This is a genomic window from Tunturibacter empetritectus (assembly GCF_040358985.1).
GTDB lineage: Bacteria > Acidobacteriota > Terriglobia > Terriglobales > Acidobacteriaceae > Edaphobacter > Edaphobacter empetritectus.
Genome location: NZ_CP132932.1, coordinates 562,563 through 581,911 on the forward strand (window position 1 = coordinate 562,563; position 19,349 = coordinate 581,911).

Below are 19,349 nucleotides of genomic sequence, written 5' to 3' on the forward strand. Positions count from 1 at the left end.
CGCCAGACACACCCTACCGCTTCTTCTTGCCTCTTCCGCCCCTGCCCGCCGCAGCCTTCTTCTTCTCAGACACAGGCTCCGGATGAGCCTCCCCAGGCGCTGTTGTTCCAGGCTGAATCACTCGACGAACCAGATTGCCCTCCAGCCGATAGATCTTCATCACCGTCTTGCCCGGCACAATCGCACCCGTCACAGGATCAGGCACCACCGGCCCAGCCTCATCGGAGAGCACTCGATACGAAAAGGTTGGCGCCGCAGTCGTAGCCGCCGGCAACTTGCCATAAGAATCGCTAGCCATCGTTACCGTGACCGGAAGATATCCTTCAATATTCCTGTCGCGAAACCCCGTCTCATAGCGATGCTTCTTTACATTCCACGTAAAGACGCGCACCTGATCGAAGTCATACGTCAGCCCTGCTTTATAAGGGCTCAGCACCGTCACGTAGATCGGAATATTCTTATCGTCCTGCTCGGCCTCCGGATCGTTCACCGTAGTAAGAATGTACGAACCGACAATCCTCTGTCCTTCGGAGTATCGCGTGATCGCGTCCGGCGCATCGACATCCATCATCCGGCTAAAGAGCCAGCCTGTATCGCCTTTGGAGTCACGCACCAACCACCAGTCTTCCATCACCGGAGGAGCGGGCTCGTCCGGCACTGCAGCAGCCGCGGCACCTTTCGCACTCTTTCCTGCAGCACCAGCCGCAGCCGCTGGAGTGGGAGGTGCAGCCTTCGCAACCCGCGTTCCCGGCGGCAGAGGCTTTGCCAGCGTCGCGCGAGACAGCAGCTTCAGCTTCTCGCCCTCCGCCAGACGAAAGAACCTCTCCGTGTCGCGGCCCGGCTTGGCATGCATATAAACTTCGTCCCGCACCACCGCCGAGGCAACCACCGGGTCAGCCTTATGATCCTGCTTCAACTTCTCAAACTGATCGAAGACGTCCTGCGTCGCGACGACCTTCTCATCGATCCAGCCCTGCTCTCCCTTGGCTGTCTGAACCTTCACAAACCGCCGCCCGTGATCGAGCACTTCGAGCCGATCGCCGTTCTCCACCGTAGCCGTGCGATTGGAGACCGCCGCCACCCGGTCGCGCAAGAACGTCTGCTTCGCCGTCACATACACATACTGAGCCGCCGGCTTAGGCCGCAGCCGCGAGCACCCGCTCCCGCCCGCCACCAAAAGCACCGAGACTGCCACGAGGCCGCAAATCCGTGAAAAGCACCGCACGAAACCGAATTGTCCAGAGGAAGAAACGATAGTCTTGAAACTCCGCGTCACGACACACTACTTCCACCATACTAACGGCGGCCTCGCTAAATCCATAACATCCAGGCATCAACTCCTACACCACCGTCCCGGTCTGGAACAACTAGTGTGTCAGCGCCACCGCGGCCGCCCCTGCAGGATCAGCGTCAGTAGCGATACTGGTCGCCGCGTCAAGCTTCCCCGGAGTCGTAATGTCGAAGCTGTACATCGTCAGATCCGGACTCCCACCCACCGATGCCGCCAGCAGATACTTTCCGGTTCGATCAATCCCCAGCGACTGCACCGACGTCCCGCTCTTATAGGGCGATCCGCTCAGCGGAGTCAACGATAAAGCCGAAGGGGTAGTCCCAGCGACAATCGTGTATCCAGAGATCGTGCCATCAGTACGATTCGCCGCATAGGCGTAAGTGCCCGTACTATCCAGCACGACGGACATGGTTCCGTTCCCCGCTGCAAATGGCGACCCCGTAACCGAATTCAACACGCCTCCAGACCCGATCGTGTAGACGGCGACTCCCCCGCTGGTCCCACTTCGCGCAATGTAGAGATAAGCCGTCTTGGGATCGATCGCCAGCCCAACATCACCTGTGCTCGCATCTACGTTAGCCAGACTCTGGCTCTGCACCGCAGTACCAGTAGCTGTGTCGAACGTAAACACGACGTCTCCGCCGGTTCCAAGTGCCGCAAAGATCAGCGTCCCATCCGGCGACACCTTCACCATCGAAGGGTGCCAGGTCCCCGCCCCAGCATGAAGCGAATACGCAGGCGACCCCACGTCACTCAACGCTCCCGTCGAAGAGTTGATCTGGTAGACATCCAATTGCTGCGTAAAACTATCCAGCGCAATCAGCCATTGCCCATCCGGCGAAACCGCCAGCGAGGCCGCAGTCACAAGATTCTGCACTGCGCCAGCTGCCGGAGTGCTCAAAGATCCATTCGCGTTGATCAGATACAGGCTGAGCGACGCTTGTCCCGCGATGTAAAGAAACGCATCATTCGGAGTTACAACCTCCGCAAAGGGTTGCGACCCAAGCGCGACCGGCGAGTTACTCACCGCAGTCAAGGTCGCAGTCCCCACTGCGAATCCACTCACAGACTTCGTCGTCTGATTCACCACATATACCTGGTTCCCACCCGCTCCGGTCCCGCCACCACCAGAGTTGTCGACCGGGGGAAAGAATCCCGTACACCCGGTGAAAACAGGCAGCATCAGCGCAGCGCCCGCCACAGCCCAACGCCGCAAACTTCCCCATCGTTCCATCGTCACAAAGCCTCTCTTCTATCTTCGCAGCAGCCACAGCCAACGCAGAATTAATTCAATAAAAACGTTCCTCTATAATTTTCGCAATGCAACCCTCGAAGCTTTTCCATCTTCTGCCCTTGGCCGCAATACTGCTCGCACAAACTCTTCCCTCCAAAGCACAATCGCAGCCCTCTCACCCTTTCGACGCAACAGCTCGACAAACAGTATCGCTCTCCTTTGCACTGCAACAGGAAGTTCACGCAGATATGAACTTCCTGGCCGACGATGAGCTTCACGGCCGCGGCTCAGCCACACGCGATGAGCATATTGCCGCCCTCTTCGTGGCCTCTCAACTTCAGTCCCTCGGCCTTGAGCCCGGCGGAGACAACGGTACCTTTCTCCAGAAGTCAGCTCTCCCCGATCCCCTGCCCGCAAGAACTCAGCAGCGCCTCGCCAAGTTTCAGGACGTCCCCCGCAAAGAGACCTGGAACGCCATCGCCATCCTGCTCGGAACCACTGCACCCAATGAGGTCATCCTCCTCACCGCGCACCTCGATCACCTCGGCATCGGTCCCGCCAACGCCGCCGGCGACACCAACTACAACGGAGCCGACGACGACGCATCCGGCACCACCGCAGTCCTGGCACTGGCCCACATCCTCGCCACCGGCCCGCGACCCAAACGCACCATCGTCTTCGCACTCTTCGGCTCAGAAGAACTCGGCGGCTTCGGCAACCGTGCCTTCCTCGCCCACCCGCCCGTGCCATTGGCCAGCATCGTCGCCAACCTCGAGTTCGAGATGATCGGCCGCCCCGACCCGGTCGTCCCCGCCGGAACCCTCTGGCTCACCGGCTTCGATCGCTCCAACCTTGGCCCAGAACTGGCAAAGCACGGTGCCCACCTGGTCAACGACCCTCACCCCAAAGAAAACTTCTTCCGCCGCTCCGACAACTACGCGCTGGCTCAGCAAGGCATCGTCGCTCAAACCGTCTCGAGCTACGGCCTGCACAAGGACTACCATCAGCCCAGCGACGAGATCCGCACCATCGACTTCACCCACATGACCAACGCCATCGCCTCTATGGTCAACCCCATCCGCTGGCTGGCCGACACCTCGTGGAAGCCCGAGTGGCTCCCAGGCCATAAACCCGACGCCAACCCCACCGCCCCAACGCCGTAAAACGTCCTGCCGGACGGGCTCGCTGCGCGCGAAGCGGTCACTTCGTGACGCGTATACCGGTCTTGGAGAGATGAATCTCGAGGTTCTCCCGTTGGTCGAAATTTATCTCTCCCCCGACCAACGGGAGGACCAGCCGAAGGGGTATACAAGTCACGAAGTGACCGCCCTCCGCGCAGGAGGCCCGTCCGGCAGGACATAGTCTTTTAAAAGAAAAAGAGCGGCCCGCAAAGGGCCGCCTCTTTATGTAACTAAATTAGTTACTTATGCACCAACCAGCTCTTCCTTCTTCACAATGTCTTCAATCTTGCGTCCGATAGCCTTGGCAACACCTTCGCCATACTTCGGATCGCACTTGTAGAAGTGATTGATCTGCAGGTCCTGAATCCGCGTCTCGACCTTACCCAGGCCGGCCGCGATATTCCCGCACAGCCGCTCCTGCGCATCCGGTGTCATCAGGCGGAACAGGTTCCCCGGCTGCGTGTAGTAGTCGCCATCATGCTCACGATGGTCGTACCGTCCCACGGTCGCCGTGTTGTAGGTCACAGGACGCTCAAGATACTTCTTATCCTGCGTCGGTCCGCCAAAGCTGTTGGGCTCATAGTTCGGACCACTGCCGCCGTTCTCACCGTAGCGCATGCTGCCATCACGGTTGTACGTGCTGTACGGGCACTTCGGCTCGTTGATCGGAAGGAGGTTGTAGTTCACTCCGATGCGATACCGGTGTGCATCCGGATAGCTGATCAAACGGCCCTGCAACATCTTGTCCGGCGAAAAGCCCATGCCCGGAGCAACGTTCTTCGGATCAAACGCCGCCTGCTCAACCTCAGCAAAATAATTCTTCGGATTGCGGTTCAACTCCAGCTCGCCGATCTCGATCACAGGATAGTCCGCATGTGGCCAGATCTTCGTCAGGTCAAACGGATTGATGTGGTAAGTCTCCGCTTCAGCTTCTGGCATGATCTGAATCTGCACCGTCCACTTGGGAAAGTCGCCCTTCTCGATCGAGCGGAAGAGATCGCTCTGCGAGTGATCCATATCCACAGACTTCATGTGGTCGGCCTCTTCGCGAGTGAAGTTCTTAATCCCCTGCTTCGTCTTGAAGTGGTACTTCACATAGAACAGCTCGTTCTTCGCATTGATCAGCGAAAACGTGTGGCTGCCGTATCCATTCAAATGGCGATAGCCATCCGGAGTACCGCGATCCGAAAACAGAATCGTAACCTGGTGCAGGCTCTCCGGCGAAAGCGACCAGAAATCCCACATCATCTTCGGCGACTTCAGGTTCGTCTCCGGATCACGCTTCTGCGTATGAATGAAATCGCCAAACTTCAGAGGATCGCGGATAAAAAACACCGGCGTATTGTTGCCCACCAGATCCCAGTTGCCCTCTTCCGTGTAGAACTTCAGCGCAAACCCACGCGGATCGCGCTCAGAGTCAGCCGACCCCTTCTCGCCGCCAACGGTCGAAAACCGCAGGAACGTCGGGGTCTTCTTCCCCTTCTCAAACACCTTCGCGGTCGTGTACTTCGCCATATCAGGGTGAGTACAGGTAAAGGTGCCATGCGCCGCCGAACCCTTCGCATGAACCACACGCTCGGGAACACGCTCACGATTGAAGTGCGCCATCTTTTCAAACAGCAAATAATCTTCAAACACGATCGGTCCACGATTGCCCACCGTGATGGAGTTCTGGTTATCGCCAACCGGTCGCCCGGCATCGGTAGTCATTTGCTTGCTCTTCAGATCTTCTGCCATAGTTCACCTCTTACCACTCGTTAGGAAATCGCCCTAAGCCTGCTGGCACTTCGCACAAATGCCAATCACATCCACTGCATACCGCTCCACGAGAAATCCGCCAGGCAGTCTGTCCTGCTTCGACACCAGCCCAAGCTCTTTTTCTCCAATGTCGGTAATCGCCTTACACTTTGAGCACACCATGTGGTGATGCGATTCATCGTTCATCTCCACGCGCAGCGAGCCATGATGCAGGCTCACCTCGCGAAAGACGCCGCTCTCCACAAACAGATGTATGTTTTTGTAAACGGTAGCCAGCGAGATTGCCGGCACCTTCTTCTTAACCTGCGCATAGACCTCTTCCGGACTCGGATGGCCATGCATCGTCTTCATCACTTCGTACAAGACCTGCCGTTGGTGAGTCACAGCGATGCCGTTCTCCTGGCAGAGCTCGCGAAACGATCTGGCCTCGTTCACCAACATGAGACGAGTATAAACGATAAAGATTATCGTCCGATAAATTTAGTTATCCACAGAAGAGGAATCTTTTGACCCAAATCTAGTTCAGCCGCTCCGTCTTGCCGAACCGTGAATCCAGGGGCTTTCTCCCATCAAACCCCTCCTCCTCGGTGTGCCAATGGGCAATCGTCGGCTCGCCCAGCTTCCAGCAGAGCAACACTGTTCTCCCATCCATCACATAAGGAAAGTCCAGCAACCCCTCCTCGAGATCCTTCACCTGCACCCCGATCGAGTCGATCTCAGACAGCGTATCCTTGGCCACCTGCACTGCCTTATCCCGCTCCGCTCGGCGTCGAGCCGCGACGCTCACATCCACATGCATCCCACCCGAGAGAAAGATCCTATGGCTCAACTGCTGCATCTCGTACTCAAACTCCGCGGCCCGGGCCTGTCCCTCCCGAGCCTTTCTCAGCAGAGCCTCTACTACCGGCAGCAACGTCTGTGCCTCGCCCAACGTAAACGTCTTACTCAAATCCTGATCTCCAGCATCCTGTCCAGCGCAACACGCGCCCACTGCTTCACATCATCATCCACCTTGATGCGATTCACAACCCGTCCCTCAACCAGATTCTCCAGAGCCCACGCCAGATGCTGCGGCGAAATTCTATACATCGTCGTGCACAGGCAGCCCGAGTCATCGAGCGTAATCACCCGCTTGCCCAGCGGCGCAAACCGCTTCGCCAGCCGGTTGACGAGGTGAATCTCCGTCCCAACCGCAAAACTCGAACCCTCCGGCGCACGCTCAATCGCCTGAATAATGTGCTCGGTCGAACCCACATCATCGGCCTTCTGGCAGACCTCCCACCGGCACTCCGGGTGCACGATCACCTGCATCCCCGGCTCCTCCCGGCGCACGCGATCGACATGCTCCGGCAGAAACCTCTGATGCACCGAGCAGTGTCCCTTCCACAGAATCACCTTCGCCGCCTTCAGCCGGTCGGGGCTAACTCCGCCATTAATCTGATATGGATCCCAGACCACCATCTCGCTTAGCGGAATCCCCATCGCAAACGCGGTGTTCCGTCCCAGATGTTGATCCGGCAGAAAGAGAATCTTCCCCGCACGTGCAAACGCCCACTCAAAGACGCCACGAGCGTTCGAAGACGTACACACCAACCCACCCCGCTCGCCGCAGAAAGCCTTAATCGCAGCAGCCGAGTTCATATAAGTCAGAGGAATCAACCCACCCGAAGCCTCATCGGTAATGCCCGCGCGCTCCAACGAATCCCAGCAGTCTTCCACCTGCCCGATCTCCGCCATATCGGCCATCGAGCAGCCCGCATTCAAGTCCGGCAGAATCACCTGCTGCCACGGCCGCCCCAGCACATCCGCCGTCTCAGCCATAAAGTGCACGCCGCAAAAGAGCATGTACTTCGCATCCGTCTCGGCGGCGACCTTCGAAAGCTTGTAGCTGTCCCCGGTAAAGTCCGCAAAACGAATTACCTCATCTCGCTGATAATGATGGCCGAGCAAAACAACATCTTTGCCTAGCTTCTCGCGCGCAGCAGCGATCCGGGCGTCCATCGTATGGTCTGGCTGTGAAAGGTAGTTGTCTAAAGAACACGAATCTGCAACGTTCTCCGCCACGGCCGCAGCCGGTGCGATCTCCAATAGTCCGTTCAAAGTACTCCGCCTTCAGTCTCACAAGGTCGTCTGGCACCGGCTAGGCCGATACCGTCTTTTCGCCTCTGAGACGGGGATGTTGAAAGCATGCACTGCTTGAGTCGCAGTGGATTCACTGTGCCGGTCTCAAACCGTCACCCAACCCACGGGGGTGTTGCAACTCCTACCACTTCATCACTCGTGATCCGTCAGATCACTCGTTCGTACAATTAGACACACTCTCGAATCAAAAGATGCGCTTTTCTTCGAACGATCCTGCTGCCTACACTGGAAATCTTACAACAGCATCAAAGCGCTCCATCCATTTGTTCCACCAACACGTAAGCCGTATCATGGGATTGACTTATGCCTAGCTTTCAGGACAGCGCCGTCATCTTCTTCCTCGCCCTGCTTCTCTTCGGCCCGAAGAAGCTGCCCGAGCTCGCCCGCCAACTGGGTAAGCTCATGGCCGAGTTCCGTCGTGCCTCCAACGAATTTCGCATGCAGATGGAAGACGAGCTCCGCGTCGCTGACCAGGAAGAGCAGCGAAAAAAGATCGCCGCCATGGAGGCCGCCGCCCCCGTCTCCCCAGTTATAGCCACACCAGCCATTACCGCACCCGTCATAGCCGACGGCGAGAACACCATCGCACCGCCCGCACTCACCGAAGCCTCCACCTCCGACGTAACCCCCGAGCGCATCGCCCAGCTCACCCAGGAGTTGGTGGAAGACCACCCACACATGCCGCCCGCGATTCCCGCGCCGCTTCCCATTGCAACCTCCGGTGACCTCAATCTCATGCCACCCTCCACCGGCCTTCCTGTCAGCAACTCGGCCCTCTCGCCTGTCCTAGACGCCATCCCCCACGCCACCGAGCCTGAACCAGCAGCCGAAGTAGTCACCAGCGAGGCCACCCACCATGGCTGATCTGGTCGACAGCGTTCGCGCCGCAGTCACCGACCGCGCCGAACTCCCCGGCATGAGCCTGATGGAGCATCTCACCGAGCTCCGCAAGCGCCTCATCCATGCCACCGTCTATCTGCTCATCGGATTCGCCGTTGCCTACGCCTTTCACGAGCGGCTCTACGGCCTCGTCCAGAAACCACTCGACGACCTCCACATCGCACTCAACTTCACCCACCCCACCGACGGTCTCAATCTCTACCTCAAGACCGCCCTGCTGGGTGGCGCGATCCTAGCCTCGCCCTTCATCCTCTACCAGCTCTGGCTCTTCATCTCGCCCGGCATGTACGCCAACGAGAAGCGCTACGTATTTCCCTTCATGGGCGCGACCATCGGTCTCTTCATGGCGGGAGCGTGGTTCGGCTATCACTGGGTGCTCCCCGGCGCCATCAAAGTCCTCGTCCTGGACTTCGGCAAGAGATTCCACCCCATCCTCACCATCGAGGACTACACCCAGTTCTTCCTCGCCGTCATACTCGGCCTCGGCATCTGCTTCGAACTGCCAATCCTCATCTTCTTCCTCTCGCTCTTCGGCATCGTCGACGCCAAGTTCCTCATCAAGCACATCCGCTACGCCATTCTCGTCATCTTCCTCATCTCGGCCATCATCTGTCCGTTGCCCGACCCCTTCAGCATGATCCTCTTCGCCAGTCCCATGCTCGTTCTCTATCTGCTCGGCGTAGGCGTCGCGTACTTTGTCCATCCATCCCGTCGCAAACCCAAAGAGGCCAGTAAAGCCGCATGACCCGACGCCGACCACTTTTCCTCGCGCTGCTTCTCGCCTTCCTTGCATCTGCAATCAATGCCCCAAAAGCTAACGCCCAGAGAGCCGCCTCCCCTCAATTCAGCGGACAAGCTGCCTACAACCTCACCAAACAGCTCCTCGACGTAGCTCCCAAACGCTTCAACGGCTCTCCCGGCCACGCCAAGGCCGAAGAGTTCCTCAAGCAGCACTTCGCCCCGGAAGCCGCCAAGGGAAACTTCGTCGCCGACACCTTCACCGCCACCACCCCCGCCGGCCTCCAGACGATGACCAACTACATCGCCAAATTTCCAGGCAAAAAAGACGGCATCATCGTCCTCGTCTCTCACTACGAGACCAACTACTACCTTCGCGACATCGATTTTTACGGCGCGAACGACGGCGCAGCCACCAGCGCATTGCTCATCGAAATCGCCAGCGTCCTCCGAGCCCACCCGCCCGAGGGCTACTCCATCTGGCTCGTCTTTGACGACGGAGAAGAGTCCGTCAGCGGCAAGTGGTCCACCGCCGACTCCCTCTATGGCACCCGTCACCTCGCCGCCAAATGGTCCCAGGACGGCACCCTCTCCAAAATGAAAGCTCTCCTAGTCGCCGACATGATCGCCGACAAGGATCTCAACATTGACTACGTAGAAAACTCCACCCCGTGGCTGCTCGACCTGCTAAAAGTCGCCGCCAAAAACACCGGCCACTCCGCCAGCATCTTCAAATACCGCGAGGCCGAAGAAGATGATCATCTCCCGTTCGCGGCACGCGGCGTACCTGTCCTCGATGTGATCGACGCCCACTACGGCGCCTTCACCGCAGCCCTCCCCGACGGCTACCACCACACCGACAAGGACACCCTCGACAAGATCAGCGCCCATTCCCTGCAGATCTCCGGCGACATCTTCCTCGAGATGATCCGCTTAATCAACCAGCGCCCCTAAAAGATAGTGTCCTGCCGGACGGCCCTCCTGCGCGGAGGGCGGTCACTTCGTGACTCGTATACCTTGTCGCGGTGAGCCGTAGATGCCGGTCCTCCCGTTGGTCGGGATGAAAATCTTATTCCGACCAACGGGAGGGCGCATATCTTTCACTAACCCGAGGAAAGGTATACACGTCACGAAGTGACCGCGCCGCGCGTAGCGGGCCCGTCCGGCAGGACAGTCTCTACTTCGTGCAGCTCTTTCCGTGGTCCCCATGAGCGCCCTTAGCCTTGGCATCAGCCTCAGACATATAAGCGCCTTCCTTCGTCTTGCCGTAGAAGTCCGTCCCATAGCAATGGTAGACGTTGCTCGACGTATTCACCCACACCAGGCCAGGACCGCCGCCCGCAGCCAGCGGACGAGCCGCAGCCTTCTGCGCTGGAGACATCTTTCCGGACGTACCACCCGACGAAGCCGACGCAGATGCAGCCGCAGCCGCGGGTGCAGTTGTCGCCGCAGCAGCAGGAGCAGTTGCCGAAGCGGTCTTGGCCGCAGGTGCAGCAGCAGGTGCAGCCGCAGCAGCAGCGGGTGCCTTCGCCGTCGAAGCCGCATACCACTCCTTCACCCCCTGGTGTCCCCGGCAAGCCCCGGCTTTACTCGCAGCCGTCGAGTAGGTTCCGTCCTTGCACATGCCTGTAGATCCCGCTGGTGCCGCTGCCTGAGCCGCAGCCATCTGTGTCCCGACCAGCCCCACCGCAACCGCCATTAAACACATCGAAATCTTCATAACATCTCCAGTAGTTTGATTTAGGTGGCCCGAATACCGCCAAATCCTACCCCATCGCGCCTCAGCTGTCACCAAAAACCGCCGAAAACCAGTTCCATCGTCTCGAAAAAACAGACCAATTATCACCCAAACGAGTTACAAACTACTGCATTCGAGGGATAGTCTCCAGGCTAACGTTCCCCCTAGTCTTGGCCGATAGGAGGGACCATGCAGACACCATCGTACGCAGACATTCACAACCGATACAGAGAACTCACCACCCGCACCGCTCGTCAAAACAATGCAGACGGCTTCCTCGAGACCCATCATGTCCTCGATATCGCGCGCAGCCTCTTTCTCTCCTCCCTCCTGTGGATGGCGCTCGCAATTATCGTCTACACGGTCTACTCCATGGTCGCCGGCGCCCACTAGCCAGCGCTCTGTAGTTGCAATACAGCAGGTAATAGCTCCGTCAAACCCTCCCCAGACGAGCTCGGCCCCCCAAATTGATCCACCCTCCAGGCAAGCTCCAGCCCGCGCCCTGTAGCATCCAAATGAGATGCTCGCCGCGACCCCCATCAGCCACTGGATAGGTTTCCACCTCTTCATCCTCATCCTCCTCGGGGCCGAGCTGTTATACGTCCGCCGCCAGGGCCCCTCAAAAACCCAATCCACCTCCGTCGCCGCCACCATCCTCTGGGTAGCCGCCGCCCTCGCCTTCGCCCTCTTCCTCTTTCGCTCCATGGGCAGCCAGTCCGCAACCCAGTACCTCGCCGGCTATGCCATCGAAGAGTCGCTCTCCATCGACAATCTCTTCCTCTTCCTCCTCCTCTTCCGCGTCTTCAAGATCGAACCTGCCCATCAGCCCAAAGCTCTCTTCTGGGGAGTCCTTGGCGCCATCCTCATGCGTGGAGCCTTCATCGCCGCCGGCCTCGGCCTCCTTGCCCGCTTCGAGTGGGTCAGCTACCTCTTCGCTGCGATCCTGCTCCTCGCCGCCATTCGCCTCGTCCTCCCAGGCGCCGAAAAGCCACAAACCGAGACGCCCCGCTGGATCGCCTGGCTCTCCCGCCTCCACCCCGTTAGCCTCCATCAGGACAAGTTCTTCGTCTTCGAGAGCGGCCAGCGCATGATCACCGTTCTCTTCCTCGCCCTCATCGCCATTGAACTCACCGACGTTGTCTTCGCCCTCGACTCCATCCCCGCCGTCCTCTCCATCACCCGCCAGCCCTTCCTCGCCTACACCTCGAACATCATGGCCGTCATGGGTCTTCGCTCTCTCTACTTCCTCCTCGCCCACCTGCTCGCCAAGCTGCGTTTCCTCCACTACGGCCTCGCCGCGGTCCTCGCCTTCGCAGCCTTCAAAATGCTCGCCGCCCACTGGATCGAGATCGGTCCCCTGCTCTCGCTCGTCGCGATCGTAGCCATCCTCGGAATCACCATCGCTCTCTCACTCCTCCCAAAAAAGCGCTCCGTGGCCTGATAAAGCATTGAATTTATAGGGAAAATTTGCGTTGCGCGGACTCTTGATAGAGCTGCCGTCGGCGGGAATGGGGTAAATTTGCAGTTTTAAGTGGAAAATTTTTTCCACTTAAAGGCAGCCGGAGACTAGACTCCGAAAAAAATTCCATACGAACTCAAATCCAAGATCCGCCCTCCGCCGTTATGCGAAATCCTGGCAAGTAGTTCAGAAACACCGCTAAAACCAGAGTTTCCTATTTCTTGGCGATAAATAGTCTTTGGCCAGGGACTTGCAATAACCACAGGTATAAGGAGTCACACCTATGAAATCGCCTGCCGCATTTCTCGCTCTGGTTACTCTCGCCCTTATCCCATCCGCCCTTCACGCCGACTCAATCTCCGCAATCATTAATGCCGGTGCCGGTGATCAAATCATTACCCCAATCGTCATCGGTGACGCCGAGGTGTTCAGCTTCACGAAGCTCAGCACAGACATCTTCAGCACCAGTCTCGAAACCTTCACCGCAAGCTACGCAGACGTCTCAGGAGTACTTGGTGTTCTAAACGTTACCGAGGCCTGCGTCGCCGTAACCGTCGTCTTCAACCACGCAGCTCCCTGCCAAAGCCTTGCATTTTCCTTTACCAATGCCACCCTCGGTGACATAACTGTCGGGACCTTTCTCGGCCTCGGCGCCAACGTGGCAGGAGGCGTAGCCGGAGTCAACTTCGACGGCAGCATCGGAGCAGGTTCAGGCTCATTTGACTTCACCAATCCTTCCTCGAACAGCCCCGTCCCGGAACCCGGCACACTGAGCCTCATGGCCACAGGCCTGCTCGGCGCAGCCGCTACCGTCCGCCGCAAATTCGCGACGGCCTAAAGTGTTTTCCGACAGCAAACCACGTTAGCTCAAGGCAAACTTATGGGCCGTCAAATCTGGCGGCCCGCTTTTTTTCATCCAATCCATCGCCACGCGATCCATCCCCTTTTCCCTCAAAATCGACCAGACAAGACAAATCTTGCTGAAACCCGGATCCAACTAGGACTGAACTTGTCGTATTTCAATTCCTTGTGTAAAAAGACTTAATGTCCTCTTCTCATTCCGCCCTGAAGTACACCAGACTTGTCCATCTCTATCTCGGGGTCTTTATTGCACCTGCCCTGCTCTTCTTCGCCTTTACCGGAGCCCTCCAAACCTTCAGCCTCCATGAAACCACGCGCGGCAGCAGCTACAAACCGCCCTCCTGGGCCGTGACGCTGGGCCAGATCCACAAGAAGCAGACCACCGTCGTTCCCCTAAGAAAACTCCCCCCACCAGAGCGATCCCCAGAAAATTCCTCAGCCAAATTACAAGACAAGCCTTCAAACAACAGCGCCGACAAGCAACCTGTCAAATCTCAATCTGCTCCCATCACTGGCACGCAGCCGGCGCAAAGCCCATCGCCCCAATCATCAGACGCACCCGCACCAAAGTCACACAACACCCTGCCCCTGAAGATCTTCTTTCTTCTCGTCTCCATCGGTCTCTTTATCTCGACCATCTCGGGCATTTACATGTCCTACAAGTACATCCGCAACAGAGGTCTCATCACCGCTATCCTGATTGCCGGTGTCGTCATTCCCATACTTCTAACTATCCTGTAATTACGCCCCTAAAGTCGCAGCCACATCACGGCTCCAACTCCCGTCGTTCGCTGCCATTCCCCCAACGCAGAAGAAACACCAGGACCAGAACCGCAACGATCCCGCCGCCAAACAATCCAGCCATCGCCGCTGCCAGCGCCTCCGGGCCGCCATGGAAGAGTCCATTCTCCCTGACATCCGCAACCTTGCAATAGATCGCCACCGCGACCACGCAAAAACTCAACCCCGCTCCCACAATCGATGCCACCAATCGCGAAAGACCGTGCCCCCGGCTCAAGCCTGAACCTCTATCCGCTTCCAATCTATCCCCAAAACAACCCGCCCCATCTCAAGCAACAAACTCAAGCCTCCCATTCTGCATCACCGAGTGCTTCGCAACCTTATCCCGCAGCGGAAAGTCATTCCGAAAATGTGCTCCCCGGCTCTCCTCGCGCCCCAGCGCCGACGTCACGATCAGCTCCGCCACTACATGCAGATTCCTGGCCTCCACCGCCCGCCGGGTCAGCCCCTTCGGCATAGCCGTCCCCAACGCATCCAACCCACGCTTAGCCTGCTCCAGACCAGCCTTATCCCGCAGCAGCCCGGCGTACTTCCACATCAGATCGCGCAGCTCTTTGATCCATCGCTCCGTCGCAGCCTCCGGCGTCACACCCCCACTGGAAGCCACTACCGAAGCACTTGCATCAAGCTCGGCCAACGACGTCTCCGCAACCATCGTCTCCGCCGCCAGCGGCCCAAACACCAGCCCCTCCAGCAGCGAGTTGCTCGCCAGCCGATTCGCTCCATGCACCCCCGTACAGGCCGCCTCGCCCGCCGCATACAACCCCGGCAGCGTCGTCCTTCCCTGCACATCCGTCTTCACCCCACCCATCAGATAGTGCGCCGCCGGCCGCACCGGAACCAGATCCCTCCCCAACTCCAGCCGATACTTCGCCAGAAACTTCGAGATCCCCGGAAACCGCCTCTGCAAGTCCGTCGCGCCCGGACTCCCAGTCGGATTCAAAGCCACATGCCGCATATCCAGATACACCGGCCCATCCATGCCCTCCCGCGTAATCGCCCGCGCCACCACATCCCGCGGAGCCAGCTCCAGCAGCGGATGATACCGCTCCATAAACCGCTCCCCCTTCGCATTCACCAGGGTAGCGCCCTCGCCCCGCAGCGCCTCACTCAGCAAAAAGCGCGGTGCCCCTGGCTCAATAAACGCCGTCGGATGAAACTGATAGAACTCCATATCGCTCACCGCCGCACCCGCCCGGTAAGCCATCGCAATCCCGTCTCCCGTAGCCACCGCAGGGTTCGTCGTATCGCTATAGACCTGCCCCGCCCCGCCGCTGGCCAGCAACACAGCCCCAGCCCGCACCACCCTCAGGCCACCCTCGCCATCCAGCAGCGTAGCCCCCACCACGCGACCACCCTCCACCAGCAGATCCACACTGGTCGCCCACTCCATCAACTCGATCGAGGGAATCTCCCGCACATGCCGCAGCAGCGACACCGCAATCTCCTTCCCCGTCGCATCTCCATTCGCATGCAGAATCCGCGACAGGCTATGCGCCCCCTCGCGTGTCCGCATCAACTCGCCCTCCACCCCGTTCTTGTCCGTCGGATAGCGATCGAACGCCGTCCCCCACTCCAGCAGCTCCTCCACACGCTTCGGCCCCTTGGTCACCAACACCGCAGCGGCCTCACGATTCACCAGCCCATCGCCAGCCGCCATCGTGTCCTCAAGATGCAGTGCGACATCTTCCTCGCCTCCCATCGCCACCGCGATTCCACCCTGCGCATAAGCTGTATTCGACTCCGCCAGCTCTTCCTTGGTCACCACTAGTACCGTGCTCGTCTCCGCCAACCGAATCGCCGCACTCAACCCTGCAATCCCTGCCCCTATCACCAAAAAGTCAAACCGTTCCATCTCTCAATGCTACCGGAGTCTAGAAAGATAGGTCCTGCCAGACGGGCCCACTGCGCGTGGGGCGGGCGTTCGCACGTCTTTTTAAAGCTTCGCGTGGTCCTCCCGTTGGTCGGAATCAGCTTCCCTCGCGCCACGCGAAGCGGTATACAAGTCACGAAGTGACCGCCCCACGCGCAGTGGGCCCGTCCGGCAGGACAAAGAATAGATACGATACGATGAAGAAACCGTGCCCGTAATCCCCGTCAACACGCCCTCGGCCACCTACAACGTCACGATAGCCCCAAACCTCCTCACCACCCTCCACTCTCGCCTCCGCAAACTAAACCCCGGCAAACCCTTTCGCCCCTTCATCATCACTTCACCCAACATCTGGGCCCTCTGGTCCAAGCCCTTCCTAGCCAGCTTTAAGGAACCTCCAACCGTCCTCTTCCACCCCGCAGGCGAGCGCCACAAGCGCATGGCCAGCGTCGAATCCCTCGCCCAGCAACTCTCCACCGCAGGAGCCGACCGCGACGCTCTCCTCCTCGCCTTCGGTGGCGGCGTCATCGGCGACATCACCGGCTTCCTCGCCGCCATCTACATGCGCGGCATCCGCTACGTTCAAATCCCCACCACGCTTCTAGCCCAAGTCGACTCCTCCATCGGCGGCAAGACGGGAGTCAACCTCGCCACCGGCAAAAACCTCATCGGCAGCTTCCACCACCCGCAAGCCGTCTTCGCCGACACCGACCTCCTCCGCACCCTCCCACCCGCCGAACTCCGCGCCGGCCTCCAGGAGTCCATCAAAGCCGGAGTCATCTACGACGCAAAGCTCTTCCGCTACATGGAACAAAACGCCGAAGCCATCCTGAGCACAAAAAGAAACGCAGACCCGACACCGTTAGCCAAAGTAGTAGCCGCCTCCGTCCGAGTCAAAGCCGAAGTAGTCAGCCAGGACGAAAAAGAGTCCGGCCTCCGCATGATCCTCAACTTCGGCCACACCATCGGCCACGCCATCGAAGCCGCCACCAACTACAAGCAGCTCCTCCACGGCGAAGCCGTAGCCTGGGGCTCCATCGCGGCACTCAGCGTATCAGTAGCTCGCAACACGATCAGCGAAAAAGACGCGAACTGCATCGTAAATCTGATCCTCCGCTACGGCCCGCTTCCCCCGTTCAAAGCCACCGCCGAAAAACTAGTAGCCCTAACCGCCCGCGACAAGAAAAACCGCAGCGGCATCCGCTCATTCGTCCTACCCACCGCCATAGGCAAAGTAGAAATAGTCCGCAACATCACCGAACCCGAACTCCTAACCGCCACCAACGCCATGCTCACCCTCATGCGCCAACAGATACGTAGCCGTTAGACTTCATCTATGCACGTGCTTACGGAAGAGGAAGCAACAATATTCTTAACCAAACATGGACTCGGCGGTAAAGTTACCCGCCTTGAACCGCAGGTCTCGCGATCTGAAGTAACGACCGACGTTGGGAGGCGATGCGCATACGCAAAGATGCTTACCGATTACCTTATGACCAGCGAAGCGTCAGTTGCTTGTTTGGACATCACTGATTGGAACGTATGGCCGTCGTCAACGAACATGGACTTGTTCTACGCGTACCGACGCTACCTTGGAGAGCAGCGCTTCTTGAATGACGCTCACTTTCATATTTTTACCTCTTCTGAGGCGAATGAATTTCGCAACATTCTTCATCTTTCATTGATTTCGCTATTCGATATTGCTGGAGCAAGCACAACCACTGACTTCCATTTTTTCGCCTCTCACGATGAATACATTGATGTCGCGTGGTACGAAGGTGCCTCGTGGCTGCCAACCATGAAATCGTTCTTATCCTAAAAATGGCCTTTGAAGAACGACTAACATAAGCAAAGTGACAATCGATCTAAAACCCGAACACGAACGCTCCACCGGAGCCCGCCCCGCCGGCATCACCACCGAGCAAGCCGCCGCCACCTCCGTCCAGCAGATGTTCGACACCATCGCTCCCGCCTACGACCGCGCCAACCACCTTCTTTCCGCCGGCATCGATCGCACCTGGTGGACCCGCACCGCCCGCCTCTTCCGCCCCATCCTCCAGCACCCCGAAGCCGTCACCCTCGACCTCTGCTGCGGCACCGGCGACATGACCATGGCCCTCCTCAAACATCGCCCCACCACCCCCGGCGCAGCGCCCATCCTCGCCGTAGACTTCTCCCACCAGATGCTCGCCCTCGGCATCAAGAAATTCGGCACGCACAACGTAACCCCCATCGAAGCCGATGCCCTCCACCTCCCCCTAGCCGACGCCTCCATCGACCTGGTCACCTCCGCCTTCGGCTTTCGCAACCTCGCCAACTACCACGAAGGCCTCACCGAAATCCTTCGCGTCCTCCGCCCCGGCGGCCAGCTCGGCATCCTCGAGTGCAACCAGCCCGAAGGCCTCACCGGCGCGCTCTACAACATCTACTTCAAATCCATCCTGCCCCGTCTCGGCGGCCTCATCACCGGCAACGAACGCGCCTACAGCTACCTCAACGCCTCAGTCGAGCGCTTCCCCCGCCCACCCCGCATGCTCCAACTCCTCAAAGCCGCAGGCTTCACCAACCCCACCTGGACCAGCTACACCTTCGGTGTCGTCGGCCTTTACCACGCCACCAAGCCCTAACAATTGAGAGCCGACAATCCTACTTGCCAATATAAGCAAAATTGTTTACTCTAAGCATTCATGAAGAGTAGTGAGTTCAAGCGTTGGCTCTCAGATCAAGGAGCATTCTTCAAGCCAGGAAAAGGGTCCCATCTTAAGGTCACGCTGAACGGAAAGCAATCTGTTCTTCCGATGCACAACAAAGAACTCGGCACCGGTCTGGTTGCTGCAATCAAGAAGCAGTTGGGTCTCAAATAGGAGGGGAGCATGCGATATCCAATCAAACTGAAGCAGGATGGAAAGTTCTTTCTCGTGACCTTTCCTGATATTCCCGAAGCGATCACGCAGGGCGAAGGAGAAGAGCAGGCGCTCCATGCCGCAAAAGAAGCTTTGGAGACAGCGCTGGACTTCTATTTCGAAGAAAACCGCATCGTTCCAAGCCCTTCCCTGCTTAAGCGCAAACAGCGATACGTGGAATTGCCCGTCAGTCTCGCGGCGAAGGTGCTTCTGCTAAACGAAATGCTGCGGCAAAAGGTAAGACCGGCGGAACTGGCAAGAAGGCTGCATACGACGCCTCAGGAGATAAACCGGCTTACCAATATCCGTCACACGTCCAAGATTGACGGCATTGCAGACGCGATGAAGGCACTCGGCAAAACACTCCAGATCAGCGCTGCAAACGACTTGGCCGCCTAAACCTCCCGGCAAGTCACCGTTCGACTACCAAAGAAAAGACAGTACGGATTCAATCGACACTTCAGCAGTTA

Annotated in this window: 23 protein-coding genes; 14 read left to right on the forward strand and 9 right to left on the reverse strand. The window is 58.4% G+C overall.

Annotation, left to right across the window (positions count from 1 at the left end; all coding sequences use genetic code 11):
- Positions 1–13 precede the first annotated feature (13 nt).
- Positions 14–1,195, reverse strand: a complete 1,182-nt coding sequence (locus RBB75_RS02185; RefSeq protein ID WP_353069371.1) for an SH3 domain-containing protein — start codon at positions 1,193–1,195, stop codon at positions 14–16.
- Between the two features lie 172 nt (positions 1,196–1,367).
- Entirely contained in the window at positions 1,368–2,525 is a 1,158-nt protein-coding gene (locus RBB75_RS02190) for a lactonase family protein (protein WP_353070346.1), read from the reverse strand.
- 248 nt (positions 2,526–2,773) lie between these two features.
- Here RBB75_RS02190 and RBB75_RS02195 point away from each other — a divergent pair, with 248 nt between their 5' ends.
- Together RBB75_RS02195 and RBB75_RS02200 are read left to right on the forward strand one after the other, a co-directional pair.
- Complete coding sequence (locus RBB75_RS02195; protein WP_353069372.1) at positions 2,774–3,688, forward strand: M28 family peptidase; 915 nt, start codon at positions 2,774–2,776, stop codon at positions 3,686–3,688.
- Positions 3,689–3,758: 70 nt separating this feature from the next.
- Complete coding sequence (locus tag RBB75_RS02200; protein ID WP_353069373.1) at positions 3,759–3,887, forward strand: hypothetical protein; 129 nt, start codon at positions 3,759–3,761, stop codon at positions 3,885–3,887.
- A gap of 62 nt (positions 3,888–3,949) precedes the next feature.
- Here the strand turns inward: RBB75_RS02200 and RBB75_RS02205 are convergent, their stop codons facing one another.
- The 4 genes from RBB75_RS02205 to nadA all read right to left on the reverse strand — a co-directional run bounded on the left by RBB75_RS02205 (position 3,950) and on the right by nadA (position 7,564).
- A complete protein-coding gene (locus RBB75_RS02205; protein WP_179639150.1) occupies positions 3,950–5,443 on the reverse strand; it encodes a catalase in 1,494 nt (497 codons plus the stop codon).
- A gap of 33 nt (positions 5,444–5,476) precedes the next feature.
- Positions 5,477–5,905, reverse strand: a complete 429-nt coding sequence (locus tag RBB75_RS02210; RefSeq protein WP_353069374.1) for a Fur family transcriptional regulator — start codon at positions 5,903–5,905, stop codon at positions 5,477–5,479.
- A gap of 76 nt (positions 5,906–5,981) precedes the next feature.
- Positions 5,982–6,413, reverse strand: coding sequence for a DUF2203 domain-containing protein (locus tag RBB75_RS02215; protein ID WP_353069375.1), 432 nt, complete (start codon positions 6,411–6,413; stop codon positions 5,982–5,984).
- On the reverse strand, positions 6,410–7,564 hold the full coding sequence (nadA, locus tag RBB75_RS02220; protein WP_353069376.1) for a quinolinate synthase NadA: 1,155 nt from the start codon (positions 7,562–7,564) through the stop codon (positions 6,410–6,412). The genes RBB75_RS02215 and nadA overlap by 4 nt, the downstream gene beginning before the upstream one ends.
- Before the next feature lie 345 nt (positions 7,565–7,909).
- Here nadA and RBB75_RS02225 point away from each other — a divergent pair, with 345 nt between their 5' ends.
- From RBB75_RS02225 to RBB75_RS02235, 3 genes are read left to right on the forward strand one after another with little or no spacing between them, the layout of a single operon-like run.
- Positions 7,910–8,470: a Sec-independent protein translocase subunit TatA/TatB gene (locus RBB75_RS02225; RefSeq protein WP_353069377.1), complete on the forward strand. Its 561-nt coding sequence runs from the start codon at positions 7,910–7,912 to the stop codon at positions 8,468–8,470.
- Positions 8,463–9,251, forward strand: a complete 789-nt coding sequence (gene tatC / locus RBB75_RS02230; protein WP_179639154.1) for a twin-arginine translocase subunit TatC — start codon at positions 8,463–8,465, stop codon at positions 9,249–9,251. Before RBB75_RS02225 ends, tatC begins: the two co-directional genes overlap by 8 nt.
- Positions 9,248–10,198: a M28 family peptidase gene (locus RBB75_RS02235; RefSeq protein ID WP_179639155.1), complete on the forward strand. Its 951-nt coding sequence runs from the start codon at positions 9,248–9,250 to the stop codon at positions 10,196–10,198. The genes tatC and RBB75_RS02235 overlap by 4 nt, the downstream gene beginning before the upstream one ends.
- Before the next feature lie 223 nt (positions 10,199–10,421).
- Here the strand turns inward: RBB75_RS02235 and RBB75_RS02240 are convergent, their stop codons facing one another.
- Positions 10,422–10,964 (reverse strand): DUF3761 domain-containing protein, encoded by a 543-nt coding sequence (locus tag RBB75_RS02240; protein ID WP_179639156.1) that lies wholly within the window; start codon positions 10,962–10,964, stop codon positions 10,422–10,424.
- A gap of 207 nt (positions 10,965–11,171) precedes the next feature.
- On the opposite strand from RBB75_RS02240, the gene RBB75_RS02245 reads away from it, so the two are divergent.
- The 4 genes from RBB75_RS02245 to RBB75_RS02260 all read left to right on the forward strand — a co-directional run bounded on the left by RBB75_RS02245 (position 11,172) and on the right by RBB75_RS02260 (position 14,043).
- Positions 11,172–11,375: a hypothetical protein gene (locus RBB75_RS02245; protein ID WP_179639157.1), complete on the forward strand. Its 204-nt coding sequence runs from the start codon at positions 11,172–11,174 to the stop codon at positions 11,373–11,375.
- 127 nt (positions 11,376–11,502) lie between these two features.
- The gene (locus RBB75_RS02250; RefSeq protein ID WP_353069378.1) at positions 11,503–12,423 is read left to right on the forward strand and encodes a TerC/Alx family metal homeostasis membrane protein; all 921 of its coding nucleotides are present in this window, start codon (positions 11,503–11,505) and stop codon (positions 12,421–12,423) included.
- 301 nt (positions 12,424–12,724) lie between these two features.
- Positions 12,725–13,279, forward strand: coding sequence for a PEP-CTERM sorting domain-containing protein (locus RBB75_RS02255; protein ID WP_179639159.1), 555 nt, complete (start codon positions 12,725–12,727; stop codon positions 13,277–13,279).
- 206 nt (positions 13,280–13,485) lie between these two features.
- Positions 13,486–14,043 carry a PepSY domain-containing protein gene (locus RBB75_RS02260; RefSeq protein ID WP_353069379.1) on the forward strand — a complete coding sequence of 186 codons (558 nt, stop codon included), beginning with the start codon at positions 13,486–13,488 and terminating at the stop codon, positions 14,041–14,043.
- Positions 14,044–14,068: 25 nt separating this feature from the next.
- Here RBB75_RS02260 and RBB75_RS02265 read toward each other — a convergent pair whose 3' ends face one another.
- Positions 14,069–14,320, reverse strand: coding sequence for a hypothetical protein (locus RBB75_RS02265; RefSeq protein ID WP_179639161.1), 252 nt, complete (start codon positions 14,318–14,320; stop codon positions 14,069–14,071).
- A 51-nt stretch (positions 14,321–14,371) separates the two neighbouring features.
- Entirely contained in the window at positions 14,372–15,958 is a 1,587-nt protein-coding gene (nadB, locus tag RBB75_RS02270; RefSeq protein WP_179639162.1) for an L-aspartate oxidase, read from the reverse strand.
- A 226-nt stretch (positions 15,959–16,184) separates the two neighbouring features.
- Between nadB and aroB the strand changes: the two genes are divergently transcribed.
- The 5 genes from aroB to RBB75_RS02295 all read left to right on the forward strand — a co-directional run bounded on the left by aroB (position 16,185) and on the right by RBB75_RS02295 (position 19,278).
- Positions 16,185–17,303 (forward strand): 3-dehydroquinate synthase, encoded by a 1,119-nt coding sequence (gene aroB / locus RBB75_RS02275; RefSeq protein WP_353069380.1) that lies wholly within the window; start codon positions 16,185–16,187, stop codon positions 17,301–17,303.
- 165 nt (positions 17,304–17,468) lie between these two features.
- The gene (locus RBB75_RS02280; RefSeq protein WP_353069381.1) at positions 17,469–17,795 is read left to right on the forward strand and encodes a hypothetical protein; all 327 of its coding nucleotides are present in this window, start codon (positions 17,469–17,471) and stop codon (positions 17,793–17,795) included.
- A 34-nt stretch (positions 17,796–17,829) separates the two neighbouring features.
- Entirely contained in the window at positions 17,830–18,603 is a 774-nt protein-coding gene (gene ubiE, locus RBB75_RS02285) for a bifunctional demethylmenaquinone methyltransferase/2-methoxy-6-polyprenyl-1,4-benzoquinol methylase UbiE (RefSeq protein WP_353069383.1), read from the forward strand.
- A 60-nt stretch (positions 18,604–18,663) separates the two neighbouring features.
- Positions 18,664–18,840 carry a type II toxin-antitoxin system HicA family toxin gene (locus tag RBB75_RS02290; RefSeq protein WP_353069384.1) on the forward strand — a complete coding sequence of 59 codons (177 nt, stop codon included), beginning with the start codon at positions 18,664–18,666 and terminating at the stop codon, positions 18,838–18,840.
- Between the two features lie 9 nt (positions 18,841–18,849).
- Positions 18,850–19,278 (forward strand): type II toxin-antitoxin system HicB family antitoxin, encoded by a 429-nt coding sequence (locus RBB75_RS02295; protein WP_179639166.1) that lies wholly within the window; start codon positions 18,850–18,852, stop codon positions 19,276–19,278.
- The last annotated feature ends 71 nt before the right edge of the window (positions 19,279–19,349 follow it).